We start from the raw sequence: 26734 nt of genomic DNA on the forward strand, positions 1-26734 counted from the left end.
GATTCTCCTTGGGACGAGGTCGTGATCAGGCGGCTGCGCGCACAGAGTCTTTGGCCGCGGCCGCGACGGCGTCGGCAGTGATGCCGAACTGTTCGTAGAGGTCCTTGTAGTCCGCGGAGCCGCCGAAGTGGTCCAAGCCTACGATGCGGCCGGCATCGCCGACATAGGGGTACCAGGTCATCGGGTGGGCGGCCTCAACGGCCACGCGCGCTCTGACGGCCGGAGGCAGCACGGATTCGCGGTAGGTCGCCTCCTGCTCGTCGAACCACTCCAGGCAGGGGGCTGAGACGACGCGGGCAGCCACCCCCTCGGCGGCCAAGGCCGTGCGCGCCTGGACCGCCAAGTCGACCTCCGATCCGGTGCCGATGAGGATCACATCGGGGCCCACCACGACGCCGTCCCGGACAGCTTCGGCGAGCACATAGGCGCCCTTGGCTACACCCTCCACCGAGCCGAACTCCTCGGCGGTGGCCCCTGCCGCACCGCGGGCGAAGGTCGGCACCCCCTGACGCGTCAGTGCGATGCCGGCCGGACGGTCAGCGCGGCTGATCACCTCGCGCCAGGCGACGGCCACCTCATTGGCGTCAGCGGGCCGGACCACGTCCAGCCCAGGGATCGCGCGCAGGCTGGCCAGCTGCTCCACCGGCTGGTGGGTGGGGCCGTCTTCGCCCAGCCCGATGGAATCGTGGGTCCACACGAAGATGGACCCGATTCCCATCAGCGCCGCGAGCCGAACGGCCGGGCGCTGGTAGTCGGAGAAGATCAGAAAGGTGCCGGCGTAGGTGCGCAGCGGTGTGGAGAGCTGGATCCCGTTGGTGATCGCTGCGGCGGCGTGCTCGCGCACCCCGAAGTGCAGATTGCGCCCGTAGGGGTGTCCGGCGAACTTCTCCGTGGAGTGACCTTCCGGCACAAAGCTGGGGTCGGCGGCGATGAGCGTGTTGTTCGAGCCGGCAAGATCGGCCGAGCCTCCCCAGAGCTCCGGCAGCACTGGTGCCAGGGCATTGATGACCTTGCCGGAGGCGGCGCGGGTGGCCAGGGCGTCTCCGGCGGGAAACTCCGGCAGGCTCTTCTCCCAGTCCTGCGGCAGCTCCGCGGCGGTGAGCCGATCAAGCAGCGCCGCCCCCTCGGCGTTGCGGCTGCGCCACTCGTGGTAGGACTTCTCCCACTCTGCCCGGGCCTCGGTGCCGCGGGCGGTGATCTGCCGGGCGTGGGCGAGCACCTCCTCATCGACGTGGAAGTGCTGCTGCGGGTCGAATCCGAGGAACTCCTTGAGGCCGGTGAGTTCCTCATCGCCGAGCTTGGCGCCGTGGATGGCGCCGGTGTTCTGCTTCTTGGGGGAGGGCCAGCCGATCACCGTGCGAAGCGCGATCAGGGATGGTTTGGAGGTCTCCTGCTGCGCGGCGCTCAGTGCTCGCTGCAGCTCGGCGATGTCTTCGGCGTAGTCACCGGTCTTCAGCCAGTTCACCCGCTGGACGTGCCAGCCGTAGGCTTCGTAGCGGGCCATCACGTCTTCGGTGAACGCGATGTTGGTGTCATCCTCAATCGAGATCTCGTTGTCGTCCCAGATCACGTTGAGGCTGCCCAGCTGCTGGTGACCGGCCAGGGACGAGGCCTCAGAGGTGACGCCCTCCTGCAGATCGCCGTCTGAGGCGATGACCCATACTCTGTGGTCGAAGGGTGAGGTGCCCGGTGCGGCGTCGGGATCCAGCAGTCCGCGCATCCGCCGCTGCCCATAGGCGAAGCCGACCCCTGATGCCAGCCCCTGGCCCAGCGGCCCGGTGGTGATCTCGACTCCGTCAGTGTGCCCGAATTCGGGGTGCCCGGGGGTCTTCGACCCCCAGGTGCGCAGCTGCTGGATGTCCTCCAGCTCCAGGCCGTAGCCGGAGAAGAACAGCTGCAGGTACAGCGTCAGACTGCTGTGGCCCGGCGAGAGGATGAACCGGTCGCGACCGATCCAGCGCGGATCTGCGGGGTCATGGCGCATAACCTGCTGGAAGAGGATGTAGGCGGCCGGAGCCAAGGACATCGCCGTTCCAGGATGGCCGGATCCGACCTTCTCCACAGCGTCGGCGGCCAGCACCCGCAGGGTATCCACGGCACGACGGTCCAGATCGGTGAGGTCAGGCAAGGCGTTGACGGCGGTTTCGGTCACTTCAGTGTCCTCCAAAGGGCGGTTCGTTTCCATCAGGGGTAAGTGGAGGCACATCGTTGTGCCGGTTCTCACTCCAGCCTACCGGCGGAGTCAGTATTCGTCTGCGTCCTTCCGGCTCAGACCCAGGGCGTAGCCCACCAGCTCAAGGTTCCGGTGCCTGATGACCAGGTCGGCATGCTCGGCCAGAGCTGGTTTTGCGCAGAAGGCCACCCCCACACCTGCTGAGGTCACCATATCCAGATCGTTGGCGCCGTCGCCGACTGCGACCACATTCTGAGCATCTGCGGCATACTCAGCGGCCCACTGCTGCATCCGTCGGCGCTTGACCGTCCGGTCGACCACTTCGCCCTCGACGCGTCCGGTCAGCTGATCGTCGGCGAGCTGCAGGTGGTTGGCGGCGAAGTCGGTCAGGCCCAGCTGCTGGGCCAGCGGCGCAAGAATCTGGGTGAACCCCCCGGAGACGGCGAAGACCGGGTGCCCGTCCCGGCTGAAGGCTGCGATCAGTTCCGCAGCACCGGCGGTGGCAGAGACACGGGCGAAGGTCTCGGTGAGCACCGAGGACGGCAGCCCGGCAAGAGTCTGCACTCGCGCGTGCAGAGATTCCGCGAAGTCCAACTCCCCGCGCATGGCCCTCTCAGTGACTGCGGCGACCTCTGCGGCGCGTCCGGCATGATCGGCGAGGAGGTCAATGACTTCCTGATCGATCAGCGTGGAGTCGACGTCCATGATCAGCATCCTGGTGCCGCTGCTGTCCAGCTGTCTCGGAAGCACCGTGGTGGTGGTCCGTTCCACACCGCCCAGCTGCTCCGCAGCGTCCTCCAACAGTGAATGGATGAGCTGGGTGCCGTAGTCGTCGTCGGAGTCGGCCAGCGAGAGCCACCAGCGCACCGCGCGGACCGGGCCGGTCGCTGAGCTGAAGCTCGCCGCTTCCGCATGGTGGACGACGCCGCGGCGGTCGAACTCTGCGGTCAGTGAGCGGATGAGAGCACCGTCGAGCTGATCGGCGGCGATCATGGCAACGGCCCCGGCAGAAGCATCAGTCATAGCGGATTCACCTTATCCTGTCCGGACGTGCTCATTAGATAGTGTTGTGCTCATGAGTCCAGTCCTGAACCTCGACGGCGTGAGCGTGCGCCGTGGCCGCAAGCTGCTGCTCAACGATGTGAGCTTCCACGTCAATGAGGATGAGCGGTGGGTGATCCTGGGGCCCAATGGGGCCGGAAAGACGACGCTGCTGCAGATCGCTGCGGCACGAATGTTTCCCAGCTCCGGCTCCGTGCAGATCTTGGACGAAACTCTGGGCCAGGTCGACGTCTTTGATCTGCGCCCACTGATCGGGCTGTGCTCCAACGCTGTGGCCAACGCCCTGCCCGCCCGGGAGACCGCGCTCAACGCCGTTGTCACTGCCGCCTACGGGGTGACGGGCCGTTGGCGGGAGGAGTACGAACGCTTCGATGAACGGCGCGCATTCAACCTGCTCAACGCCTGGGGCGTGGGGACCGTCTTTGACCGGCCCTTCGGAACGCTGAGTGAGGGCGAGCGCAAGCGGGTGCAGATCGCCCGGGCTCTGATGACCGACCCGGAGCTGCTGCTGCTGGATGAGCCGGGCGCCGGCCTGGACCTAGCCGGCCGCGAGGCGCTGGTGGCCCGCACCGCCGAGCTGGTCAGCGACGAGACCGCCCCGGCCACGGTCCTGGTGACCCACCACCTGGAAGAGATCCCGCCGGGGTTCACCCATGTGCTGCTGCTGCGTGATGGGGAGGCCGTCGCGGCCGGGCCGATGGAGCAGACCCTGACGTCGCAGAATCTGAGCGCCACGTTCGATGTGCCGTTGGAGCTGGCAGAGCGAGGCGGCCGCTACTCCGCATTCATGGCGCAGTAGCGCATGGAAGCTCTGCTCGACTTCGAGCTGCACGGGCTCGGCGTCGGATTTCTGCTGCTGATCCTGCTGGCAGGAATCTGGGCCGGTGCCATCAACACAGTGGTGGGTTCCGGCACGCTGGTGACGTTCCCGGTGCTGGTGGCCATGGGGGTCCCTCCGGTGTCAGCGACCATCTCCAACGCTATGGGGCTGATCGCAGGCGGCTTTACCGGCGCCTGGGGGTATCGGCGTGAGATCGTGAAGGTGAAGCCGGTGCTGGCCAAGCTGGTGCCGGCGTCATTTCTTGGGGGAGTGGTCGGCGCCACGCTGCTGGTCACGCTGCCGGAGGAGATCTTCGGTCGTGTCGCTCCCGCGCTGATCGTGCTGTCCCTGGCGATGGTCCTGGCACAGCCGAAGCTCTCTGCCTGGGTGAAGGGCCGCGCGGCAGAGCAGGCCGCTGATCCGCAGACACCCTCGCCGGGGGATGCTCCGGAGGCGGCAGCGGCCAAGGCCGCCCGGTCCGTGAAGTGGCCGCTGATTCTGCTGGTCTTCCTCGCCGGAGTCTACGGCGGCTACTTCGTGGCAGCCCAAGGCATCCTCCTCATGGGGGTGCTGGGGATCTTTCTCGCATCGACCATTCAGCAGGCCAACGGGGTGAAGAACCTGCTGGTGGCAGTGGTGAACCTGGTGGCGGGAATCAACTACCTCATCGTGGACTACCTGCTCCGGGAACCGGACGAGAGGATGATCCTCTGGGGTGTGGTGGCGATTATTGCGGTGGGTTCCACCTTTGGTGGGCTCATCGGCGCCTGGGTCGGACGCCGGCTCAGCCCGGTGGTGCTGCGCAGCGTGATCATTACCCTGGGGCTGGTGGCGCTGACAGTGATGATTCGAGATCTGATCGTGGGATAGCGTTGGAGACTCACCGGCCGGTGCGGTAGGGTAGTTCATTGGCCACCAGGCTCGGGCCTGTGTTTCCGCGCCCTATAATCCCTGAGGCTTCTGGCAAAATCCAGCGGCGTACGAAAAGGACACCACACATATGAAGACTGACATTCACCCGAAGTATCAGCCGGTGATCTTCAACGATCTGTCCTCCGGCGAGAAGATCCTCACCCGCTCCACGGTGAGCTCCGAGAAGACCATGGAATGGGAAGACGGCAACACCTACCCGGTGATCGACGTCGAAGTTTCAGCTGCTTCGCACCCCTTCTACACCGGCAAGCAGCGCATCTTGGACTCCGCAGGACGCGTGGAGCGCTTCAACCAGCGCTTCAAGGGCTTCGGCGGCAAGAAGTAGCAGCACTTTTCCGGCGACCCTCTCCGATTGGGTCGCCGGACTGTTGCCGTGCTAAGCTCTCCTGGCTTCACCTGGAGAATTCAGTGTGGCAGCAGGCCCCCTGCGCGGGTGGCGGAATAGGTAGACGCGCTAGCTTGAGGTGCTAGTCCTCGTATAAGAGGGTGGGGGTTCAAGTCCCCCTCCGCGCACCGGTCACAGTCAGACGGAACCTTCGTCTGATTAGGCCGACCACGTTGCAAGACCCCCTGTCTGAAGCAGAACAGCTCAGGCGGGGGTCTTGTTGTCTCTGCATCGTGTCCCGAAAGGAACAGGTCAGCACCACTGTCAGCGGTCCGCTGCGATCTCAGTGGTTGCGCAGCTTGTCGATGAGCTGATCCTTGTTCATATCCGAGTATCCGCTGAGGTTCAGCTCTTTGGCGCGATCTTTGAGTTCATCAACCGTCCACTTTTCGTAGCTGGGGGAGGTGCCTCCCTTCTCGCCCTGGGTATCGCGGCCCTCGTTGCTGGCTGCGTTGGCGATGCGGGCGGACTTCTCCTTGGAGTACCCCTGCTCTTCGCGCAGCGTCTCGTACAGTTCTTCATCTTTGACCGGTGACCGGTTCTTCTGCTCAGCCATGGTGGATCATCCTCCTGTGAATGGTTTTCCTCCGGTGACTGGAATGACGGCTCCGGCTGTGTAGCTGGCCTCCTCCGAGGCCAGGTAGACGTAGGCCCCGGCCAATTCGGCCGGCTGACCCGCACGGCCCAGGGGTGTGTCCTGCCCAAAGTGCTGCACCTTGCCCTGAGGAAAGTTAGTGCCGGGGATCAGCGGAGTCCAGACGGGTCCTGGGGCGACTCCGTTGACGCGGATTCCCCTCTCACCCAGCTCCATACCGAGAACTTCGATGAAGGAGACCTGCGCGGCCTTCGTCATCGCATAGTCGAACAGCGGGGGAGCGGGGCCTGCCGCCTGGATGGAAGTGGTGGTGATGATGGAACAGCCCGGCCCCAGATGCGGAACCGCCGCCTGGGCCACAGCAATGTGGGAGACCAGATTGGTGTCGATGACTTTTCTGATCTCAGACATGGGGGTGTCTTCGAAGCGGGATCGCGCCCGCTGGACGGCGGCATTGAGTACGACGACGTCGAGCCCGCCCAGGTCAGAGACAGCGGCGTTGACCACCTCTTCGGCGGCACCGTCGGCAGTGAGGTCCTGAGGATAGGCCACCGCCTGCTGTCCGCTCTCGCGGATGAGGCCCAAGGTGGTCTGCGCGTCCTGGTGTTCCTGGGGCAGATGCACAATAGCCACGTCTGCACCCTCACGGGCGTAGGCAACTGCCACTGCGCGACCGATACCAGAGTCACCGCCGGTGATCAGGGCCTTCTTGCCCTGCAGCCGAGCTGCACCCACATAGCTGTCCTCCCCATGGTCCGGGGTGGGGTCAGTCTGCGAAGTATGACCAGGCTGACCGACATCTGCGTGCGCGGGCATATCGTCGTCGTAATGTTTGCTGTGTGGATCCTGCTGTGCCTTCTGCGTCATGACACTCCTTCGGGTAGGGGTCGGCAGTCAGGACGAACGATTCACGGGTTGAGGACGACTTTGATGCAGCCGTCCTCCTTCTTCTGGAACATGCTGTACGCCTCTGGAGCCTTCTCAAGCGGCATCCGGTGGGTGACGAAATCGTCGATGCCCAGCGGATCTGAGTGGTCCTCCACCAGGGGGATGATCCCATCCACCCAGTTCCTCACGTTGGCCTGGCCCATAGTGACCTGAATCTGCTTATCGAACAGGGTCAGCATCGGCAGCGGAGAGGCTTGGCCCCCGTAGACCCCGGACAGGCTGATGGTGCCGCCGCGGCGCACCAGGTCGATGGAGGTGTAGAGCGCGGCGAGCCGGTCCACGCCAGCTTTGGCCATGACCGGCTGCCCCACCTTATCGGGAAGGAACTGGACGGAGCGCTGGGCGAACTTCGCCAGAGCCGACTGGGCATCGCCGTGAGCCTCCATGCCGACGGCGTCGATCACCGCATCAGGGCCTCGACCTGAGGTGGCCTCCCGGATCGCGGAGACTGACTCGTCACCGCTGTCAAAGACGTGCACACCGTGGCGTGCTGCCATTTCGCGACGCTCAGCGACAGGGTCCATGGCATAGACCGTCATGCCAAGATGCTTGGCAATGCGAGCGGCGAACTGACCAATGGGACCCAGCCCGACGACGGCCACCGAATCGCCTGCCTCACAGTGGGTGTAGGCGACCGCCTGCCAAGCGGTGGGCAGCACATCGGAGAGGAAGAGGTAGCGGTGATCCTCCAGCTCCTCGCCGACCTTGATGGGTCCGTAGTCGGCGTGGGGGACCCGCAGGTACTCTGCTTGGCCGCCGGGAACCGCGCCGTAGAGCTGAGAGTAGCCGAAGAGTTGGGAGCCGGATCTCTGTTCGGTGACCTGTGTGGTCTCGCACTGGGTCTGCAGCCCCTTGCGGCAGTAGAAGCAGTCGCCGCAGGCGATCTGGAAGGGGACCACGACCCGGTCGCCGGTGGAGAGATGAGATTCCGAGCCCGCTTCGACCACCCGGCCCATCGACTCATGACCGATGATGTCGCCGGCTGTCATGAACGGTCCCAGAACCTCATAGAGATGCAGATCAGAGCCACAGATCGCAGCAGAGGAGACCTCGATGATCGCGTCATTGGACTGCTGCAGCACCGGGTCGGGGACCGTCTCCACGGAAACGTTGCGCGGACCTTGCCATGTGACTGCTTTCATTGCGGCGCCCTCCTAAGAGAGTCGGTTAGCGCTGGCCCGATGGGCTGTTCGTCGAGCGTGGACTGTTCACCGGGCGCTGACAGGGCCCACCGCACCGATACTGACCTGAGTATTTGCTGGTCATCACCCGGTGCCCAGGTTGAAGCTCAGCGGCGCCGGAACAGCAGCCTGGTCACCAGGCGCCGGCCCAGCATGAACACCGCCAGGGTGAGGGTGGCCACCATGACGAATGACAGCTGGACGCCACCGTCGGTGAACAGCTGCCGCATCACCATGCCCGAGGCCACGGTGACGATCACCACGACGACGCCGCTGGGCCAGATGCTGCTGGGGTGCCGCCAGGACACGGTGATCAACCAGCCCAGCGCTAAGCCCATCAGAAACGGCCATGCCGTCGACCACACCTCGGCAGCACTGAGCCCGGAGGCGTGGGATCTGTTGCCCACGACTGCGAACAGCACGACCAGCACGGCATCGGCACCGAACCCGATCGCCGAACGTGCCGGGCGCACCGACGTGTGCGTGGTGAGGGCTGCGTCGTCGTGGGGGGATGGTTCGGCCATGAATCCATTGCAACACAGCCCAGCCGATTCTCACTCTGGGGGAGGGGGAGGGGTCAGTGCGAGTCTGTCGGGGCGGCACGATGATCGACCTCCGCGACGCACACATCGATGCGTGAGATGGCCGCATCGAACGTTTCGACCCTTGTCCAGAGTCTGGGATGCTGCCGGTGAATCTGGTCCAGGGTGGCGCCGGAGGACCGAAGCGTGGCCAGATCGAAGCTGACGTTAGTGCGCGCACCGGTCACGGCTGCTCTGAGTGCGCCGAAGGCGACGACGACGTCGGCGATCAGCGCTGGGTTTCCGTGCGTTGACAACCAGCTCAGGTCATCAATTGCTTCTGTGGCGCGCTCGCCGACGGCAGAGGAGGTCGCCGCCGCATCAAGTGAGGCCCCGCGTATGGCATCGTCACGCTGGGGTCCGCGCTGCAGTTTGAACGCCGCGCCGAAAGCGTGCGAGGCTTCAGCGTCTTCGTCAGCCAGCTGCAGGGCAGTGCGCCGCAGCTCGTGCGCTCTGGCACGAACCTCGTGGAGCGTATCCCGCTGGTGCGGCTGCGCGTGGCTGTAGCCGGCAACCATGGAGGTCAGTGATGCTGCCATGGCAAGCATCACCCCGGCTCCGGCGCCGCCGCCGGGGGAGCCGACGGACTCGCTCAAAGCGCGCGTCCACTGCTCAAGCGTCGAATTCTGCGTGGTGACCTCATCTGAATCGGGCATGCCTCCAGTGTGTCCCACGCTGTGCATGTGGGAAACGTCTCGGCTCCCGGGAGTCCGGCAGAGCTCTACGGCGCAGTTGGGGAGAGGCGGATGATCGTCGCCGTTCTGTAATCCTGCCCGCCGTCTCGCTTTAAGTTGACATAATGTAGATTATCGGACTAATAATCACGACGGCGGCAGTCGTTACCGGCTGAAGTGTTTGACCTTGAGCTGCCGTTGGCGCTTGCGGAGCCATCGGGACAGGTGGTTGGCAACCTGCGATGCTGCGCGGAGCTGATCGGCAAGCTGCTGATCCATCGTGACGAGGGTGTCGTTGGCGCCGAGTGCTGCGGCGGTGATCCAGCAGGCGTTGTGAGACACCTTCCGACTTACGACCGAGCTCACGATCCCGAAGAGGTGCGCCTGCTTGACAGTGTCTGAGAACGACGCCTGACGCAGCTCATCTCGACCGAAGTTCAGCGTGTCGGCGCGCCGGGACCTGGCTGCCTCATCAGGTGCTTCGAGGACGCCGCGTTCCAGCTCGGCAAGGGTGACTATATGGACGTTGGGGATGTCCTCGCCGGCGTTCTCGAGCAGCCACTCGATCAGGTTCGCATCTTGCAGCTCGACCCAACCGATGATCGCCGAGGTGTTTAGGATCAGCCCCACAGAGCCTCGTCCTTCGCAGCCTGGACGGCGGTGTCGGCTCGCTTGGCGTCCATGAGTTCATCGAAGGCACCGGTGTCGCCGGTCGAGACCTCCTTGGCCTTCTTGACCAGCGCTTCGACAGGACGGCGGCGGTCGACGGCGCGAATCTCCGCGACGCGGTCTCCTCGGTTCATCAGATACACGACCTCGCCGGCACGCACTGCGTCCAGGACCCTTGTGGTGTGATTCCTCAGGTCCCTGATGCCGAATTCGCGCACTGCCATGCGACCAGGTGTGGCACCTTTTGACGGCAAGTGCTACACCTGGTCATGAGTCGAACGCCGATCCCCCAACTCTCGCCTCATCAACTCCCCTGCCGGCGACCACGTCGGCCCCGCCAGTGCTGGCAGAAACGTGTCAAACTCATCGACTTGCTTGGTCTGACGATCCGCCTGCGGGCTGCGGGTGTTCAACATTTGTTAAACCTGCGGTACGATGGGTGCTATGCCTGCATCGATCGGTTTCCGCCCGACGCCGGACGACGAGCGCATCCTGCGCGAGGCCGGCCAACCCGGCGAGAGCACCTCGGAGACGCTGCGCCGAGCGCTAAGGCTGCTGGATCATGAACGCTGGTTGGCCCAGTTCCGCGCAGACGCTGAGGCGCTGAAGAGCGAGGACCTCAACACGGAGCCTGAGGCCTGGTGATCCGGGGGGCCGTCTATCGGATCGACCTGGGTCGCTCGCGAAGCCACGAGCAGGGTGGCAAGCGATTGGGGTTGGTCCTCTCCCCGTCGGATTCACCCTTGTCTGTTGTCACCGTGGTTCCTACGTCCACTTCGGCCGGACCATCGGTGCATCGTCCCGAGCTTGAAGTCGCTGGTCGGCTGACGCGCTTACTGGTCGACCAGATTCGTTCGATCGACGTGGACTCCGTCGTCGGTGACCCCGTCGACTACCTCGCCCGGGACCAACTTGGAGAGGTCGAGCTCGCGCTGGCCCACTACCTCGAGGTCCAGGACCTAAGCCCACCTCGCTCGTCATAGATGGTGTCCGCTGGCCGGTGAGCCACTGAGTCACTCGACGTCGCTGGTCTCGAGGGCCATGAGAAGGGGTGCTCCCGGCTCCTCAGCTCCTGTCCCTGCCAGTAAAGCCACGAGATCGACTCGAAACAGCACAGAGTTGTCCCGACTTGTCCGAACGGTATCGTTCGATTTGATCAGCCCGGCGAGCGCTGCCCTCAAGCGTTCTGTTGAAAAACTTCCTGTTCCAACCGCGTAAGGCGTGCCGCAACACTGCTGCTGTCTTGTTCCTCTTCCCGCAGCCTCTCAAGTGCCCAGAGCCTGACCAGCGTCGAGACCGGCAGGTTGGCCTCCTGGGCTGCGCGCTGAAGCTCGCTGTTCTCTTCTGGCGACAACCGCACCGAGATTACGGTGGGCTTCGCGCGGCTGCGACGACTCACCTGCACATGATCGGGCAACTGCTCGGGCATTTCATAGTTCTCTGCCGCCGCGCCTTCCTTGGCGAGGAGGTTGTCGATTCTACTCATGGTTCCACTTCCTCGTAGTTGCGCTGGTCGCGCTGGTTTGCTATCCATGCGTTTCTCCCCCCCACTGCCCGTCTGGCTGCTCGCGTGGGTCTGCGGCCGCGTCTACAAGAATCACCGTCAGGACCGTGCCCACGCTGGGTGAGTAGCCAATGACTCGGACCGCATAGCCCGAACGGCTGGCTGGATCGGGCACAAGCCAGACCGCGTAATCATCGTCGACCGCCTCATCAGCCCAACTCGGCTCTATAGCGTGACGTAGCCGGATGTAGGCAGCACGCTTATGCCAATCCACCCGGATGCTCACACCTACATACTACTACATAACACTACGAGATGTCACGGTTCAGGATATCGACCCGCACGCCCTGCCGCGCTGCCACTGAGCCACTCGACGTCGCTGGTCTCGACGGCCATGACAGCGGGGGTGCTCCCGGCTCAGTACGGCGTCAGCCGGAGATCATCTCGACGGGGTTTCTGCGAGTCGATTAAGCTGAGAGTTCAGATGTTGATGCAGATCACCATGCTGTAGGCCCGTCACAGACCGAGCAGATCAAGGAGGCTCTCATGATCGAATGGTTCGGCGAGAACCTCTGGGCTGCTTGGCTGTCGTTGACGTTCGTGCTTTTGGTCCTGGAAGTCTTCACCCTGGACATGCTTTTCCTGATGCTCTCCGCCGGCGCATTGGCGGCGATGACCGTCTCCTTGGCCGGCGGCGACGGATGGATCCAGGTAGTCGTGGCAGCGATCACCGCGCTGCTGATGCTCGGTGCGGTGCGGCCGGTGGCTCTGAAGCATCTGAAGAAGGGTTCGCCGGACCAACTGACCAATATTGACCGGATGCAGGGCATGGAGGCCCATGCCCTCGAGTCGGTGACCGACACTGAAGGGCTGGCAGAAGTTGACGGAGGTACGTGGACGGCCCGCGTGGTCGGCGGGCACACCATCGAAGCAGGCACCTCGGCGGTGGTCGAGTCCGTCGACGGAGCCACTGTCTATCTCAAGCCGACCTCACGCATCGATTGGCCTGACCCGCACTCCCCCCAGGCCTGAGAACACAATGATCACACCCCACATGAATGGAAGCTGCAGACAATGCCTGATTTCGTCCTAATCGTCGTACTTCTGGCGCTGGTCGCCTTCGTGGTCGTGATCTTGGCGCAGAGCGTACGGATCATCCCCCAGGCGCGCGCCGGAATTGTGGAACGCCTGGGCAAGTACCAGCGAACCCAGGGCCCCGGACTGACCTTGCTGGTGCCCTTCATCGACCGGCTGCTGCCGCTGCTGGATATGCGCGAGCAGGTCGTTTCTTTCCCGCCCCAGCCGGTCATCACCGAGGACAACCTGGTGGTCTCCATTGACACTGTGGTCTACTTCCAGATCACTGACCCCAAAGCTGCCAGCTATGAGATCCAGAACTACATCGTGGCTGTGGAGCAGCTGACTACCACCACCCTGCGTAACGTGGTGGGTGGAATGAACCTTGAAGAGGCGCTGACCTCCCGTGATCAGATCAACTCGATGCTGCGCGGAGAACTGGACAAGGTCACCGGCCGCTGGGGCATTCGGGTGGCCCGGGTGGAGCTGAAGGCCATTGATCCCCCGCACAGCATTCAGGACTCCATGGAGCAGCAGATGCGTGCCGAACGCAGTCGCCGCGCCGCGATTCTCACCGCGGAGGGGACCAAGCAGTCTGCGATTCTCAATGCCGAAGGTGAGCGCCAGTCAGCGATCCTGCAGGCTGAGGGTGAGGCGCAGTCCCGCATTCTCTCCGCCAACGCCGAGGCTCAAGCCATCGAGACCGTCTTCAGTGCGGTTCACGCCTCAGAGCCCAGCCCTGAGCTGCTCTCCTACCAGTACCTGCAGACTCTCCCAGAGATGGCCAAGAGCGAGTCCAACACCATGTTCGTCATCCCCGGAGAGTTCGGCGAGGCACTGAAGAGCCTCTCAGGAGCCTTCAGCGGCGAAACGGCCGGCAGTGAGAACATGTCCTACGAGGACCGGGAGAAATCCCTGGAGGCCCGCGCCAGAAGACTGCGAGAGCGCCGCTCCCAGGAGGTCGAGGGTGCCGGCCGAAAGGGACGTCCAGGAATCTCCAGCGCCATCGCCGACCTGGCCGAATCTGCGCGCTCGACGTCAGTGACCGACGACGACACGCGCTACCTGAGCACCAAGGAACTGGAGAAGGAGGCCCGCCGCGCGGAGAAGGGCAACCCGGAGGCTCTGCGCCAGGAAGAAGAGGCCGAAGAGGCCGCCCAAACCCGCAGCGACGACGCTGAGGCCGCTCCCCCGCAGGCTGAGGGGCCCCCGGACGAGCCGGAGCCGGAGCAGCCGCAGGACCCTGAGAAGCAATAGCATCCCTGCACCCACCGGGGCCGGTCCGTGGAATAAACTGTGGGGCGGCCCCGTTATGGTGTCCGAATCAAACTGTGTGTAGAACTGCTTTTGGAGGAAGAACGATGAGCGATCGCAGCCTGCGCGGCATGCGTCTTGGCGCCCAGTCCATGGAGACTGAGCAGGGCGTAGAGCCGGCCCCCCGGCAGAACATCGAATATGTCTGCGACGACGGAGAGCGGATCTCGGTCACCTTCTCCTCCGAGGCTGAGATCCCCGGCACCTGGACCACCCCCTCCGGCAAAGTCGGTGTGCTGGCAGAGGGCGACGCACCAGAGGCACCAGCGGAGAAGCCGGTGCGGACCCACTGGGACATGCTCTTGGAGCGCCGGTCCCAGGAGGACCTTGAAGACATCCTCAAAGATCGGCTGAAGATTCTGCGCGAGCGCCGCGGCGAAAAGGTCTAGAGACCTTCTCACCACCCTGTATTCCAGGGCGGTCATTGGCTGAAGGATCGCACCTTTCGGGCCAGCGTCTCGGCCCGCGCGCTGAGACCCCATTTGGTCACATTGCCTATGGCCTCCAGGACGATGCCCGAACTCATCTTTGACTCCCCCAGTGTGCGCTCAACAAACGTGATCGGCACTTCCCGGATCGTCTTTCCCTGACGCGCTACGCGGAAAGTCATATCCACCTGAAAGCCGTAGCCGACAGACTCGATGGCATCCAGGTCCACCTCCTCCAGCGTGGAGCGCCGGAACACCCGGAAGCCTGCAGTGATGTCGCGAACCTTCAGCCCCAGCATCGCGCGTGAGTAGTAGCTTCCACAGCGGGAGATGAGTTCCCGGTGCAGCGGCCAATTCACCACAGATCCGCCCGGGACCCAGCGGGACCCGATCACCAGATCAGCCTGGTCCAGGGCGGCCAGCAGCGCCGGCAGCTGCTCGGGCTGATGAGAGCCGTCGGCGTCCAGCTCCACCAGCGCCTGGTAGTCACGGGCCAAACCCCAGTGAAAACCAGCGATGTAGGCGCCACCCAGGCCGTTCTTCTGCGTGCGGTGAAGCACGTGGATCTGCTCGTCGTGGTCGCGCATCTCCTCGGCAAGGTCGCCGGTGCCGTCAGGACTGTTGTCGTCGACGATCAGCACATCAGACTCAGGCACTGCGGCCCGGAGCCGATCGATAGTGGTCGGCAGCGCATCGATCTCGTTAAAGGTGGGGATGATGGTCAGGGTCTTCATGGATCCCAACCTACAGGGTCTCACCGGCGACGACCGTGCCGACTAACCGTGGCAGCTCCACTCCGTCCAGGAAGGGCAGCAGTGGGGTGCGCGCACGAGTGTCGGTGCTCCAGGCCGCGGCCGTGGAGTTGGGAGTCTGAACCGCCAGCTGGTCCACCTCCCAGACCGTGTAGGTCGCGGCAGAACCGGGATTCAGCTGAGCCGACTCCGGGGCGGCTCCGACCAGGGAACGATAGGCCCCACGAGTCTGCGCGTTGAAGCCGGCGCGCACTGAGACGGGGTCGTCGTCGAAGTGCACGTGCTCGGAGACCAGCTGCCAGGGATTCTGGCCCTCCGGCGGCGCGGCGGCCGTGGGGACTCCAGCTCGCAGGGCGGTGGCCAAATGGCCGGGGCGATTAAGCAGCACATGCACGCCCGTGTTCAGCAGCGTCTCCCAGTGCTCGGAGGCAGCGGAGTCAAAGCCCACCAGCACAGTGGGCGTCACCGGTGAGGGCGTCTGCTTCAGCTCACGCAGGTGCTGATGAGAGGTCACCACCGCATCAACCACTTCGGCGGCCTCGGCTTCGGTGCACTCCAGGAACAGCTGACGGCCGGCTTCGGTGCACCAGGAACGCACACCCAGAAGGTTCGGCATCACTTCTGCGAAGCGCAGCTGCACTGCGATCGGGTTCTCAGCCACGGGGTCCAACTCCCCCAGCAGGTCCAGCATCGTGTTCACCGGAGCAATCGAGGGAGCCCCACCATCGGCGCGGACCCCGGTCAGCTCGACCACGGGGTACACCGCCACAGGATGCTCCCCCGCCGTGGTGAGTGCACTGCGCAGGGATTCTGCCAGGGAATCCCGCGTATCGCCGGTGAGCTTCTGGGCCTCCACCGGGACGCGCAGCCGCAGCGTCGAGCAGCCGAAGCTGGTGGCTGCCCCGTCAAGGATCTCGGTCAGCGTGCCGGCCTCGAGCTGTTCGAGCGTCACCGCTGCCGAGCCGACGAAGGCCGGGGTCACCAACCCACGATCCAGGTCCTGGTGAAGCATGCGTTCATCGGCCAAGCGCTGCGCCGTCTCATCGGAACCCAGCCACGCCACCTGGCCATTTTCGACGAGCATGGCTTCGGCGTAGGGCTCATCCGTGGAATGTACGGTCCCGTTGTGCAGCATCACAGGAGTCCTGCCCGTACTCGTCTCAGTGGTCGTCGGGTTCGTCACGGTCAATATCTTCCTCCAAGTCTTCTTCCAAATCTTCGTAGGCGACCGAGGAGTAGGCCACTACTCCCCTGGCGATGAGGTCAACGGCCTCCTGGCACCTGGAGGCAAACTTCGCCGTCGCGGTGGGCACGGCGGAGAGCTGGTCCAGTACGTCGATGCACTGCTTCGCCCACCGCACGAAGTCCCCGGCCGCCAGGGGTGAATCCTCCAGCGCAACGCGCAGGCTGGCCCCGGAGGCCCAGGAGTACATCGGAATCGCCAAGCCCATCTCTGGGACATCGGTGGGCTGCAGATGATGCCGCTTCTCCAAAGCTTCAAGTTCAGCATGAACTTCAAGGCCGGTGCGTACAGCGTGGGACAGCCCCTTGGTGGGCATCTGCGGAGTCGCGCCCTCGTCCTCGCGCTTGGCCTGGTAGACCAAAAGCGTGGAGAAGGCAGCGATCTCCTCGGCGCTCAGCTGAGCCAGCGCTCCGCGATCCATGAGCATCTCGGTGAAGAGGTCGCGCTCTCCGTAGATGCGTCGCAGCCGCTGCCCGCGCTCGGTGACCAAAAACTCCTCTGCGTGGAACTCCTCCTCGATCGGCTCGATGCTGGGCAGCAGCTCGTCATCGGCGGGCTGCAGATGTCCCAGTTCGAACAGCACTCCGCACACCCGGTCGAAGGTCTTGGCGATGGATCCGGTGCGCCGGTCGATCTTGGCCTGCAGCTGGTCAGTCTCTCGTTTGAGCTTCCACCAGCGTTCAGCCCATCGGGCATGGTCTTCGCGGTCGCTGCAGGAGTGGCACGGGTGACGCTGCAGCGCCGACTGAAGCTGCTGAACAGTCTCGGCGTCGTCGGTGAGGGCGTCCTCGACGAACCCGAAACCCGGCTGCGGCGCGTTGCGGCGTGCTGGTGTCCGCTCCTTCAGCGCACTGCGCATGGTGGAGGCGAGGTCACGGCGGATCTTCGGCACCTTCACCTGTGGTTTGCGGGGCAGGCGCACACTGGAGATCACCTCTGGTGGCTGCGGGAAGTCTTCGATGGTCACGTTGCGCAGCTTGGCGTCCTCGGTGATCACCCCCGGGCGGGGGTCGTGCTCAGGTGCTGAATGGACCACCAGGCTGGCCCCCAGTCGGCGTTTGCCGGGGACATCAATGACGTCGCCGGGTTCCAGAGCGCTGAGCACACGAATGATCTCGCGGCGCTGCTGCCGGTTGCGGGACTTGGCCTGATCCTTCTGCCGCTCATTGAGTTCGCGCCGCAGCCGCGCGTACTCGCCGAAATCACCCAGATGGCACTGCATGGCTTCTTCATAGCCGTTCAGGGAGGATTCACGCTTGGCGACGTCGCGGGCCAAACCGACCACGGCACGATCAGCCTGGAACTGCGCGAACGAGGACTCCAGAATGGTGCGTGCGCGGCGCCGGCCGAACCGTGCCGTCAGATTGACCGCCATGTTGTAGCTGGGGGTGAAGGACGAATTCAGCGGATAGGTGCGCTTCGATGCCAATCCGGCCACCTGACGCGGGTCCATGCCCGGCTGCCAGATGGCGACGGCATGGCCCTCCACGTCGATGCCGCGACGACCCGCCCGACCGGTCAGCTGGGTGTACTCCCCCGGGGTGATGTCCTGGTGGGACTCGCCGTTGAACTTGTCCAGCTTCTCCAACACCACCGTGCGTGCGGGCATGTTGATGCCCAGGGCGAGGGTCTCAGTGGCGAACACCACTTTGAGCAGACCCTCAGCGTAGAGGTTCTCGACCAGCTCTTTGAACGGAGGCAGCATACCGGCGTGATGGGCGGCAATACCGTTGATCAGAGCCTCACGGAAGCTGTCGAACCCCAGGACCGCCAGGTCCTCGGCGGGCAGCTCCCAGCCCATCTTCTCCACCCGGGAGTTGATCTCCACGGCCTCAGCCTTGTTGGTCAGTTGGATCCCGTGGTGCAGGCACTGCTCGACAGCGGCTTCGCACCCGGCGCGGGAGAAGATGAAGGCGATGCACGGCAGCAGCCCCTCCCGATCCAGGGTGCGGATCATCTTGGGCCGACTCAGCCGAGGCCTGCCGACCGGAGAGCCGGAGAGTGTGGAGACCCCCTGCTTGGAGGGGTGAGCTGAGCGGCCCAGGTCACGGCGACTGTCGCGGCGGCCTCTGCCCCGCCCCCGGTGCCCGCCGGAGCGACGTGAGGACGGGGCCTGTGAATAGTGGGCCAGCTGCTGCAGCTCGGGGTTGACCAGCTGTTTGACCTGGTTGTCTTTGCCTGCCGACTCGACGAAGAGGTCAAGCAGCTCGTAGTCGACCATCATGTGCTGCGACAGCGGCACCGGACGGTGCTCTGAGACGACCACAGCAGTCTCGCCGCGGACGGTGTCCAGCCAGGCGCCGAACTCCTCGGCATTGGAGACGGTGGCCGACAGTGCCGTCAGCTGCACCGACTCCGGCAGGTGAATGATGACTTCTTCCCACACCGCCCCACGGAACCGGTCGGCCAAATAGTGGACCTCATCCATCACCACATGTCCCAAGTCCCCCAACGTGCTGGAGTCCTGATAGAGCATGTTGCGCAGGACCTCAGTGGTCATGACCACCACGTCTGCCTCGGAGTTGATGGAAATGTCACCGGTGAGCAGGCCGACCCGGTCTGAGCCGTACTCTGTGCGTAGGTCGCGGAACTTTTGATTGCTCAGCGCCTTGATGGGAGTGGTGTAGAAGGCCTTCTTGCCTTGGGCCAGGGCCAGGTGGACCGCGAACTCCCCGACGATGGTCTTGCCGGCTCCAGTGGGGGCAGCCACCAGCACGGCCTGACCGGATTCCAGATGTCGGCAGGCCTGAAGCTGGAACTCGTCTAAGTCGAAAGTCTGCTCGGCGCGGAAGGCACCAAGCTGCGTCTTCGCCTCGGCTGCTCGTTGTCGCCACTGGGCATAGCGCTCGGCCGGTGAAGTCATGCCCTCCACCCTACCGAGCTGGGCTGAAATTGGCGTCCAGCTGCTGCAGGCCGCAGCTGAGGCCCGAGGGCGGGATCCGGTTCACCGGTCGGTGAGCCAGGCGACGACGACGTCACCAATCATGGAGCGCAGATGGTCACGGTGAGCATCCGCGCCGAGGTCGCGGTCAAAGAGGTACCCGAAGGTGTACTTATTGGCGACCTGGAATACGCAGTAGGAGCTGATGAGCAGATGCACGTCGACGGCGTCGACGTCGCTGCGGAAATGGCCCTCAGCCCGCCCCCGGGAAAGGATCATGTCCAGCACTCCAACCGCGGGTTTGCTCAGATCTCGAAGCGCTTCGATCTGACGGATGTAGCGACCGCGGTGGATGTTCTCAATCGCTACCAGCCGGATGAACTCGTCATTGGCCAGGTGGTGGTCGTAGGTGAGCTCGGCCAACTGGCGCAGTGAGTCGGCCGGAGCCAGCTCATCGACGTGCAGGGTCTGCTCCTTGTCACGGATACCACGGTAGACGTTCTCCAGGACGGCAAGGTAAAGCTGCTCCTTGCCTCCGAAGTAGTAGTAGATCATCCGCTTGGTCGTGCGGGTGCGGCGAGCGATCTCATCGATCCGCGCACCAGAGTATCCGGCATCGGCGAAGACCCCGGTGGCAACCTCCAGCAGTTCAGCCCGAGTGCGAACAGCGTCGCGCTGGCGGATGCGTCGCTCTGTCAATGTGAACCTCCGTTTGTCGCCTCGAAGGCTACCAGAACCTCGACCCTGGCTCCCCCAGTCAGCGAGCTCACTCTCCCACCAGCACGCGGCGCGGGTTGTCCACGAGCAGCTGGCGCTCCAGGCGGCTGTCGATTCCGGCGGCGCGCAGCTGCGGCAGGATCGTGGTGTGCAGATGGTCCATTCGCCACTGCGGAGCATGCCTGGCTCTCCACGTGGGTGGTGTCATGCGGCTGAACACCGCCGCATCCTGGGAGAGCACGATGTGGTCCTGGTATCCCAGCTCCAGCAGGGTCTGCAGCGTCCTGAGCCGATCGGCGTCCCGACCCATATGGGTCATGCCGAACCGGTCAAACCCAATGAACGAGCCAGCCTCAGCCAGTTCGCGCAGGTAGCCAATATCGGTCGAGTCGCCGCTGTGGCCTATGACAACCCTGCCCAGAGGCACCCCGAACTGGCCGAGGAGCTGCTGCTGCTCCAGACCGCTGCGGGTCGTAGGGTCAGAGTGTGTTGTGATCGGCACACCGGTCTGACGCTGAGCCGCGGCCGCGGCGCGGAAGACGCGGGCGACGTCCTCGGTGATCCCCCGGTCATCGGAGGCGACCTTGATCATGCCCGCCCGGACTGATGTGCCGGCGATCTCAGCTGTGATGTCATTCAGAAACATCTCGGTCAGCGGATCGGGGCCGGTGACCAAACGGCCCGGCCCGTTGAGCCGGAAGAAGGGGGGCAGGACATCACTGGTGTAGTAGCCGGTGGAGACCACGATCTGCACCGCAGAGTCGTGGACCAGCTGAGCAATCCGCCCCACATCGCGGCCGAGCCCGGGGACGGTGAGATCCACGATGGTCTCCACGCCCAGGGCGGAGAGCTGGTCCAGCTGTGCGCGGAGCCTGCTTCCCACCCGGTCTTCGTCCCACTCCGGGTGCGGAAGGTTCAGGTCCAACTCGGGGTCGCTGACGATCAGGTGTTCGTGGATCAGGGTGGTGCCGAGCTGATCCGCCGGCACCACCCCGGTCACTGACTCGACGAGCGAGGTCACCTGCTCACTCTGAGGTGCTGCGGATGTCTTCGAAGACCTGCAGCGAGTCACCCTCCAATGTGTCCTGCAGGTGGCTGACGGCCTGCTCCTGGAATGCGTCAACGTCTACATCATCGATGATTTCCCACTCATCGCCGGACTCCCACTCCTGCAGAGTGGCCTCCTCATCCTCGGCGACACAGTTGGTGACCTCAGTCACAGCCGTCTCCACCGCTGCGTTCAGAGCCTCCTGCTGCTCCTCATTGAGGTCATCCCACACCTCCGAGATAATCACCAAATTGGTGTTGAGCTGGTGGGCGCTGAGGTTCAGGTAATCCTGCACCTCAGCCAGGCTCTCCGACTCGATGTTCGTCAGCGGGTTCTCCTGACCGTCCACTGCCCCCTGCTGCAGTGAGAGGTAGAGCTCCTCATAGGCGACTTCGGTGGCGTCAGCCCCGAGCGCTTCGGCGTTCATCAGGTACTGCGGAGATCCGGGGAAGCGGATCCGCAGACCCTCCAGGTCCTCAGGGGTGCGGATAGGCTGGTTCGACGTGAAGTGCCGGGCCCCGGCAGACCAGGTGCCCAGGGCGCGCACGCCGGTCTCCGCCGCGAAGTCCTCAATCATCTGTTCGGCCTCGGGGCTGGCCATGTAGTTGGCCAGATGGTCCGGGCCGTCGAATGCGTAGGCCGCGTCCAGCACGCTGACGGGCTCATAGACTGCCCCGAGCGCGGAGGCGCCCTGAATGTCGATATCGATGTCGCCGGAAGCAACCGAAGCAATGCGGTCGGCATCGCCGCCCAGCTGGCTGGCGCCGTAGATCTCGATGTCTAGGCCGACGTCGGCGGCAGCGACCTCTTCCTGGATGACGTCGGCACCGCACCGTGCTTGGGGCTGGTCGTCGTTGTAGCTGTGGGCCAAGGTCAGCGATGTGGCTCCGTTGGTCTGCTCGCCGCCGCCGTCGCCGCCGCCGTCGCCGCCGCCGTCGCCGCCGCCGTCGCCGCCGTCGCCGCCGCCGTCGCCGCCGCCGTCGCCGCCGCCGTCGTCTGCGCCGTCGTCGTTGCCGCCGCAGGCGACCAGGGCCAGGGCCGGCAAGGTGAGCAGCGCCGCCCAGCGAGTGCCGTTTCGGGGTGCGTGTGACATGGTGATTCCTTTCATTAGTGAACAGGCTGTGAGGAGTTCTCAGCAGCTACAAGGTGCTTCAGGTGAGTAAGCATGGCAGAGCGGTCCGCGATTTTGCCGGTGAAGAGTTCAAAGGCATCGGCTGCCTGGTGCATCGCCATACCCAGGCCCGAGATCGTGCGGCATCCCCGGTGCCGGGCAGTCAGCAGCAGCTCGGTCTCCACGGGCCGATAGACGACGTCGCAGACCCACAGCGGGGGCCGCAGCAGGTTCGCATCCACGGCGGAGCCGGGGTGGTCGGCCATGCCGATCGGGGTGGCGTTGATCAGGCCCTGGGCCAGTGGCAGCAGGCTGGGCAGCGCGTCGACGGAAGCGGCATCCACAGCTTGGTGATGCAGTGCAGAAATGTTGTTGGCCAGGTCCCGGGCCCGGTGGGGATCGGCGTCGACGATGGTGAGGTGTTCGGCCCCTCGCATAGCCACAGCATGGGATACGGCGGATCCGGCACCCCCGGCGCCGATCAGCACGATCCGACCCAGTGGTTCGCTTCCCAGCGCGTCGTCCAGGGCAGCCCGGAAGCCGGAGACGTCGGTGTTATGGCCGATCAGCCGGCCGTTCTGCCAGCGCACAGTATTGACGGCACCCACCATGTGCGCGCTCGTCGACATCTCGTCCAACAGTGAAAGGGCGGTCTGCTTGACCGGATAGGTCAGGTTCAGTCCGTCGAAGCCGAAGGCGCGTGCGCTGCGGATCAGTTCCATCAGTCTTTGCCGCGGATCATTGTCCGGACTGAACTCAATGGTGCGGTACAGGTACCGCAGACCCTGGCGGGCCCCTTCCATCTCATGCATCGGCGGAGTCAGTGAGGGGCCTACCCCGTGGCCGATGAGTCCGATCAGAACTGAACGGTTCAGCGTGGTGGTCACAGTCCCAGCACCTCCGGCAGGTAGAGGACCGCATCCGGGAAGAGGACGGCTAGGACAGTGACGATCACGATTGGTGCCAGGAAGGGCAAGGCCCCTTTGAAGACCTCGCCGACCTTGGTGTCAGAGACGGCCGCGGTGACGAAGAGCACCGTGCCCACCGGAGGGGTCAGCAGGCCGATCATCAGCGAAAGAATGAGTACCACGCCCAACGCGATCGGGTCGATGCCGTACTGCTGCGCGATCGGCAGCAGCACGGGAACCACGAGCACCAGAACTGCGGTCGCGTCGATGACAGTGCCGAGCACCAGCATCAGCAGCATCACCAGAAGCAGGAAGACGGTGGGGCTTTCGGTGAGCGACAGCAGCTGCTCCGTCAGCATCTGTGGAAGACGTTCCCGGGCGAGGATGTAGCCCAGCAGTGCTGCTGCGGCAACGATGATCATGATGGCACCGGTGGTCATGACGGTCTCGCGGATGGCCGAAAGCAGTCCGCGCCATGTCAGTGACCGCCCAATGAGCGCGATCAGCAGCACATAGGCGACTGCGACGCCGGCCGCTTCGGTCGGTGTGAAGAGTCCGCCGAGGATTCCTCCGAGGATGATCACGGGGGTCAGGATCGGCAGCAGGATGCCCTTGGAGGTGGAGATCAGTGTGGCGAGGTCGAACGTCTCTCGAGAGACGTTGGGCTCGCGCTTGAGCATCAGCCAGACGACGACGCACAGGCCTACGGCCACCAGCAGAGCCGGAACGACAGCTGCGGCGAAGAGCGCACCGGTGGAGGTTGCCGCCAGGCCGGCGAAGATGACTGCGGGAATGCTGGGCGGCATCACCGGCGCGATCAGCGAGGAGGTGGAGGAGATGCCGGTGGCGAACCGGCGACTGTAGCCGTTGCGCACCATCGTAGGGATCTGGACCTTGCCCAGGGCGGCTGAATCGGCGACTGCTGATCCGCTCATCCAGGAGAAGCCGACGCTGACCCCGACGGTGACATATCCCAGGCTCCCCCGCACCCGGGCAAGCAGCGCCATGGCGAAGTTGAAGAGCCGGTCTGCGATCCCGGCGTGATTGGCCAGCGCTCCCAGGAAGATGAACAGCGGAACCGCCAGCAGCGGGAAGCTCTGCGCCGCGGCGGCGACCTGTCGCAGGCTCATCCCGGAGGACTGTCCGTCGATGAGCATGTACACCAGGGAGGGTCCGAGGAAGGCGAATGCCACAGGCACCCGAAGGAGAAGCAGAATGGCGATGCTTGCCGCCAGCAGCAGGAGGGTCACTGGGTCTGCACCTCCGAGGGATGTGTGGGGTCTGAGGGCAGCACCGGGCCGTGCAGAGTGATGTCTGCGGCGCTGAGCAGCGAACGCAGCACGGTGCTGATCATGCCCACCAGCACGGGGATGTAGACCAGTGCCATGGACATGCCCAGTACTGGGGAGCGCAGGATTCCCTGGGTCTGGACTAGGGTCAAGGCTTCCACGGCCAGACCGGTTGCAACTGCTGCCACAACGAGCAGAGCAAAGATCTGCACGGTGCGCACCAGCTGTGGACGCGGAAGAATGTCCACGACCTCCAGGGTGATGTGGCCGCGGTGGGTGATCAGCACCCCGGCCACCGAGAAGGTGAGCCAGAGGAGCGCGAACCGTGAGACTTCCCCGGTCCAGGCGATGCTTTCTCCCGGCAGGTGGCGCTGGGCGGCCTGGATGCCGATCAGTACGAAGATGGTGAGCAGCATCAGAGCGCCCAGACTGATTTCTGCGGCCGTGAGGACTTTGCCGGCTCGCCGCAGCACGGTGCGGAGCGGAGAACTCATGCGACTCCTTGATTCTCTGGTCAGCAGTGGGTGAGCTGGGTCACCATGGTGTCGGTATGAACGTACCGGGTATTACATTAGACGTCAATATTTCGCTGCGAATCTGTGCCGGCGGCTTGCTCAGCTGAGGAGGGAGCGCTGAGCGGCCAGACGCACAGGCGCATTTGGGGCGCCGTATCCGTCATACTGGCCGCGGCGTTCCACCATCTCCAGGAAGAAGTCACCGATGGTGGGGGTGTAGAAGTGGATGAACTCGCCGGCATCGTCCTGATCGTAGAGCAGGTCGAGATCCTTCAGCCGATGAATGAAGTCTGGGGCCAGCGGGAACCGAGCGGCCAAGTCGTCGTAGTAGTTGTCCGGCACGGCCAGGAACTGCAGGCCTCGGGAGCGCGCGTCGGCGGCCACCGCGATGATGTCGTCACAGGCCAGGGCGATGTGCCGCGGCGGTACCGGTGCAGTGGGTGGAGCGAGGTTGAGCGGCAGCCGCACAATGCGGTCGGCGGTATGCATCACCTGGCTCCTGACCAGTCCCAGCGGCCCGGGGACTTCGGCGGCCGGGGTGGCCTCCAAGCCCAGCACGCTGGTCGCGAAGAGCACAGCTTCTTCGAAGTCCTGCCAAGGATAGGAGAGATTGACGTGGTCGATGGTGCCGGAGTCACCGTTGGGCGCCAAGCCGCCTTCAAACTCCGAGATCCAGCCGTCCGGGCCGATCTGATCATTCCAGAAGATCTCCGTGCCGTCCGGCGAAGAGACCCCCCGTAGATTCTGCTCGCCGGTGGAGGTATTGCGGAAGACCGGTGGGGCTCCCAAGGCTTCGGCCCGCTCAGCGGCCGGAGCGCTGTCTGCGACCTCCAGGCCCAGCCCGGCGATCTTGGGGGTTTGCAGCTTGGGCTGCTCGTTGAGGATGATCCGCGCCTCGCCGTAGGACCAGAGGCGGACGGGCTTACGCCGATGTCGGCCGCGGAAGGCAAACCCGAGCTGGTCCATCAGATGATCCACCTCAGCCAAGTCGACTCCGGCGATCTCGACGAAATCGATGGCCCGCGGGGGCTGCGCCGCAGGCAGGATGCTCTGGCGGCGGTGATCCAGGGCAGCAGCCTGGTCCGCCAACCACGTGAGCGAACGCTGAGCGTGGGCCGCCGTGCGGTAGACGTCGGTCTGCCGGAAGGTGTCGTTGAAGACCTCCAGCGACAGCGGACCGCGGTAGCCCGCGCGCAGAACATGGAACAGGAACTGGGCAAGGTCGAAGGCACCCTCCCCCGGGAACAGTCGGTGGTGCCGACTCCAGGACAGCAGGTCCATATCCAGTTGGGGGGCATCGGCCAGTTGGAGGAAGAAGATCTTCTCCCCCTCGATCTGTTCGATGCCTGCCGGGTCGTGCCCGCGGGAGAGGATGTGAAAGCTGTCGAGGCAGGTGCCGAGGTTGGGGCGGTCTGCCGCCTGGACCAGGCGCCAGGCGTGCCTGTAGTCACTGACGTACCGGCCCCAGGCCAGCGCCTCATAGGCGATGCGAACCCCGTACTCAGCCGCAGCGTCGGCAAGCTCTCCCAGCTGCCGGGCCGCCACCTGGTCGTCATCGATGCTCGCGGTGCCAGCATTGCTGCAGACCAGCATCAGGTCAGCGCCGAGACGGTTCATGGTGCGGAATTTCTCCCGAGCGCGCCTGAGGTTCTCCTCGAAGACCTCATCCTCCACGCCCTCTGCGTCACGGAAAGGCTGAAACATGTCGATCCTCAGACCCAGTCGCTGACACAGGGCGCGGATCTCTTCGGGGGATTCGTAAGCGACTGTGAGGTCTGCATCCATGATCTCGACGCCGTCGAAACCTGCTTTCGCGCAGGCGTGCAGTTTCTCTGTGAGGCTGCCCGACAGGCAGACGGATGCGATCGAGGTCACCATGGCCCGGAATGTACCAAAGATTACATTAGCGGTCTACGCTCGCGCTGT

Annotated in this window: 28 protein-coding genes and 1 tRNA gene; 9 read left to right on the plus strand and 20 right to left on the minus strand. The window is 64.5% G+C overall.

Annotation, left to right across the window (positions count from 1 at the left end):
- Positions 1 to 25 precede the first annotated feature (25 nt).
- Complete coding sequence (tkt, locus tag FHX47_RS02180; protein ID WP_183357235.1) at positions 26 to 2185, minus strand: transketolase; 2160 nt, start codon at positions 2183 to 2185, stop codon at positions 26 to 28.
- Between the two features lie 57 nt (positions 2186 to 2242).
- Positions 2243 to 3196 carry a phosphoserine phosphatase SerB gene (gene serB / locus FHX47_RS02185; protein ID WP_183357236.1) on the minus strand — a complete coding sequence of 318 codons (954 nt, stop codon included), beginning with the start codon at positions 3194 to 3196 and terminating at the stop codon, positions 2243 to 2245.
- A gap of 52 nt (positions 3197 to 3248) precedes the next feature.
- Between serB and FHX47_RS02190 the strand changes: the two genes are divergently transcribed.
- The 4 genes from FHX47_RS02190 to FHX47_RS02205 all read left to right on the plus strand — a co-directional run bounded on the left by FHX47_RS02190 (position 3249) and on the right by FHX47_RS02205 (position 5501).
- A complete protein-coding gene (locus tag FHX47_RS02190) occupies positions 3249 to 4034 on the plus strand; it encodes an ABC transporter ATP-binding protein (RefSeq protein WP_183357237.1) in 786 nt (261 codons plus the stop codon).
- Between the two features lie 3 nt (positions 4035 to 4037).
- Positions 4038 to 4925, plus strand: a complete 888-nt coding sequence (locus FHX47_RS02195; protein WP_183357238.1) for a sulfite exporter TauE/SafE family protein — start codon at positions 4038 to 4040, stop codon at positions 4923 to 4925.
- A 130-nt stretch (positions 4926 to 5055) separates the two neighbouring features.
- On the plus strand, positions 5056 to 5313 hold the full coding sequence (locus FHX47_RS02200; protein WP_183357239.1) for a type B 50S ribosomal protein L31: 258 nt from the start codon (positions 5056 to 5058) through the stop codon (positions 5311 to 5313).
- 102 nt (positions 5314 to 5415) lie between these two features.
- Positions 5416 to 5501, plus strand: a tRNA-Leu gene (locus FHX47_RS02205).
- A 155-nt stretch (positions 5502 to 5656) separates the two neighbouring features.
- Here FHX47_RS02205 and FHX47_RS02210 read toward each other — a convergent pair.
- The 7 genes from FHX47_RS02210 to FHX47_RS02240 form a co-directional block, all read right to left on the minus strand.
- Positions 5657 to 5929 (minus strand): SAP domain-containing protein, encoded by a 273-nt coding sequence (locus FHX47_RS02210; protein ID WP_183357240.1) that lies wholly within the window; start codon positions 5927 to 5929, stop codon positions 5657 to 5659.
- A 6-nt stretch (positions 5930 to 5935) separates the two neighbouring features.
- On the minus strand, positions 5936 to 6835 hold the full coding sequence (locus FHX47_RS02215) for an SDR family oxidoreductase (RefSeq protein ID WP_183357241.1): 900 nt from the start codon (positions 6833 to 6835) through the stop codon (positions 5936 to 5938).
- 41 nt (positions 6836 to 6876) lie between these two features.
- Positions 6877 to 8058 (minus strand): alcohol dehydrogenase catalytic domain-containing protein, encoded by a 1182-nt coding sequence (locus tag FHX47_RS02220; protein ID WP_183357242.1) that lies wholly within the window; start codon positions 8056 to 8058, stop codon positions 6877 to 6879.
- 146 nt (positions 8059 to 8204) lie between these two features.
- Positions 8205 to 8621: a DUF3054 domain-containing protein gene (locus FHX47_RS02225; RefSeq protein ID WP_183357243.1), complete on the minus strand. Its 417-nt coding sequence runs from the start codon at positions 8619 to 8621 to the stop codon at positions 8205 to 8207.
- Positions 8622 to 8674: 53 nt separating this feature from the next.
- Complete coding sequence (locus tag FHX47_RS02230) at positions 8675 to 9334, minus strand: cyclodeaminase/cyclohydrolase family protein (RefSeq protein ID WP_183357244.1); 660 nt, start codon at positions 9332 to 9334, stop codon at positions 8675 to 8677.
- Positions 9335 to 9517: 183 nt separating this feature from the next.
- Positions 9518 to 9982 carry a PIN domain-containing protein gene (locus FHX47_RS02235; protein ID WP_183357245.1) on the minus strand — a complete coding sequence of 155 codons (465 nt, stop codon included), beginning with the start codon at positions 9980 to 9982 and terminating at the stop codon, positions 9518 to 9520.
- On the minus strand, positions 9973 to 10245 hold the full coding sequence (locus FHX47_RS02240) for a type II toxin-antitoxin system Phd/YefM family antitoxin (protein ID WP_183357246.1): 273 nt from the start codon (positions 10243 to 10245) through the stop codon (positions 9973 to 9975). The genes FHX47_RS02235 and FHX47_RS02240 overlap by 10 nt, the downstream gene beginning before the upstream one ends.
- 220 nt (positions 10246 to 10465) lie before the next feature.
- Between FHX47_RS02240 and FHX47_RS02245 the strand changes: the two genes are divergently transcribed.
- Both FHX47_RS02245 and FHX47_RS02250 read left to right on the plus strand, forming a co-directional pair.
- Positions 10466 to 10666: a hypothetical protein gene (locus FHX47_RS02245; protein ID WP_183357247.1), complete on the plus strand. Its 201-nt coding sequence runs from the start codon at positions 10466 to 10468 to the stop codon at positions 10664 to 10666.
- Positions 10663 to 11004 carry a type II toxin-antitoxin system PemK/MazF family toxin gene (locus FHX47_RS02250; protein WP_183357248.1) on the plus strand — a complete coding sequence of 114 codons (342 nt, stop codon included), beginning with the start codon at positions 10663 to 10665 and terminating at the stop codon, positions 11002 to 11004. The genes FHX47_RS02245 and FHX47_RS02250 overlap by 4 nt, the downstream gene beginning before the upstream one ends.
- Before the next feature lie 194 nt (positions 11005 to 11198).
- Here FHX47_RS02250 and FHX47_RS02255 read toward each other — a convergent pair whose 3' ends face one another.
- Entirely contained in the window at positions 11199 to 11507 is a 309-nt protein-coding gene (locus tag FHX47_RS02255) for a plasmid mobilization protein (RefSeq protein ID WP_183357249.1), read from the minus strand.
- Between the two features lie 564 nt (positions 11508 to 12071).
- On the opposite strand from FHX47_RS02255, the gene FHX47_RS02260 reads away from it, so the two are divergent.
- From FHX47_RS02260 to FHX47_RS02270, 3 genes are all read left to right on the plus strand, one after another.
- Positions 12072 to 12557, plus strand: a complete 486-nt coding sequence (locus FHX47_RS02260) for an NfeD family protein (protein ID WP_183357250.1) — start codon at positions 12072 to 12074, stop codon at positions 12555 to 12557.
- A 42-nt stretch (positions 12558 to 12599) separates the two neighbouring features.
- A complete protein-coding gene (locus FHX47_RS02265) occupies positions 12600 to 13859 on the plus strand; it encodes an SPFH domain-containing protein (protein ID WP_183357251.1) in 1260 nt (419 codons plus the stop codon).
- Between the two features lie 104 nt (positions 13860 to 13963).
- Positions 13964 to 14305: an RNA polymerase-binding protein RbpA gene (locus tag FHX47_RS02270; protein ID WP_183357252.1), complete on the plus strand. Its 342-nt coding sequence runs from the start codon at positions 13964 to 13966 to the stop codon at positions 14303 to 14305.
- A gap of 32 nt (positions 14306 to 14337) precedes the next feature.
- On the opposite strand, the gene FHX47_RS02275 is transcribed toward FHX47_RS02270, so the two are convergent.
- The 10 genes from FHX47_RS02275 to FHX47_RS02315 form a co-directional block, all read right to left on the minus strand.
- Positions 14338 to 15078: a polyprenol monophosphomannose synthase gene (locus tag FHX47_RS02275; protein ID WP_183357253.1), complete on the minus strand. Its 741-nt coding sequence runs from the start codon at positions 15076 to 15078 to the stop codon at positions 14338 to 14340.
- A 10-nt stretch (positions 15079 to 15088) separates the two neighbouring features.
- The gene (locus tag FHX47_RS02280) at positions 15089 to 16231 is read right to left on the minus strand and encodes a hypothetical protein (RefSeq protein ID WP_183357254.1); all 1143 of its coding nucleotides are present in this window, start codon (positions 16229 to 16231) and stop codon (positions 15089 to 15091) included.
- 25 nt (positions 16232 to 16256) lie between these two features.
- Entirely contained in the window at positions 16257 to 19202 is a 2946-nt protein-coding gene (locus tag FHX47_RS02285; protein WP_183357255.1) for a DEAD/DEAH box helicase, read from the minus strand.
- An 81-nt stretch (positions 19203 to 19283) separates the two neighbouring features.
- Positions 19284 to 19919 carry a TetR/AcrR family transcriptional regulator gene (locus tag FHX47_RS02290; protein ID WP_246327896.1) on the minus strand — a complete coding sequence of 212 codons (636 nt, stop codon included), beginning with the start codon at positions 19917 to 19919 and terminating at the stop codon, positions 19284 to 19286.
- Between the two features lie 67 nt (positions 19920 to 19986).
- On the minus strand, positions 19987 to 20958 hold the full coding sequence (locus FHX47_RS10780) for a phosphotriesterase family protein (RefSeq protein ID WP_343064268.1): 972 nt from the start codon (positions 20956 to 20958) through the stop codon (positions 19987 to 19989).
- 4 nt (positions 20959 to 20962) lie between these two features.
- The gene (locus FHX47_RS02295) at positions 20963 to 22078 is read right to left on the minus strand and encodes a DctP family TRAP transporter solute-binding subunit (RefSeq protein ID WP_183357257.1); all 1116 of its coding nucleotides are present in this window, start codon (positions 22076 to 22078) and stop codon (positions 20963 to 20965) included.
- 14 nt (positions 22079 to 22092) lie between these two features.
- Complete coding sequence (locus FHX47_RS02300; protein ID WP_343064269.1) at positions 22093 to 22983, minus strand: shikimate dehydrogenase; 891 nt, start codon at positions 22981 to 22983, stop codon at positions 22093 to 22095.
- Positions 22980 to 24254, minus strand: coding sequence for a TRAP transporter large permease subunit (locus FHX47_RS02305; protein WP_183357258.1), 1275 nt, complete (start codon positions 24252 to 24254; stop codon positions 22980 to 22982). The genes FHX47_RS02300 and FHX47_RS02305 overlap by 4 nt, the downstream gene beginning before the upstream one ends.
- A complete protein-coding gene (locus tag FHX47_RS02310; RefSeq protein ID WP_183357259.1) occupies positions 24251 to 24787 on the minus strand; it encodes a TRAP transporter small permease in 537 nt (178 codons plus the stop codon). The genes FHX47_RS02305 and FHX47_RS02310 overlap by 4 nt, the downstream gene beginning before the upstream one ends.
- A gap of 120 nt (positions 24788 to 24907) precedes the next feature.
- Positions 24908 to 26686 (minus strand): bifunctional sugar phosphate isomerase/epimerase/4-hydroxyphenylpyruvate dioxygenase family protein, encoded by a 1779-nt coding sequence (locus FHX47_RS02315; RefSeq protein ID WP_183357260.1) that lies wholly within the window; start codon positions 26684 to 26686, stop codon positions 24908 to 24910.
- Between the last annotated feature and the right edge of the window lie 48 nt (positions 26687 to 26734).

It is taken from the genome of Garicola koreensis, from assembly GCF_014195445.1.
In the GTDB taxonomy this organism is placed as follows: Bacteria; Actinomycetota; Actinomycetes; order Actinomycetales; family Micrococcaceae; genus Nesterenkonia; species Nesterenkonia koreensis.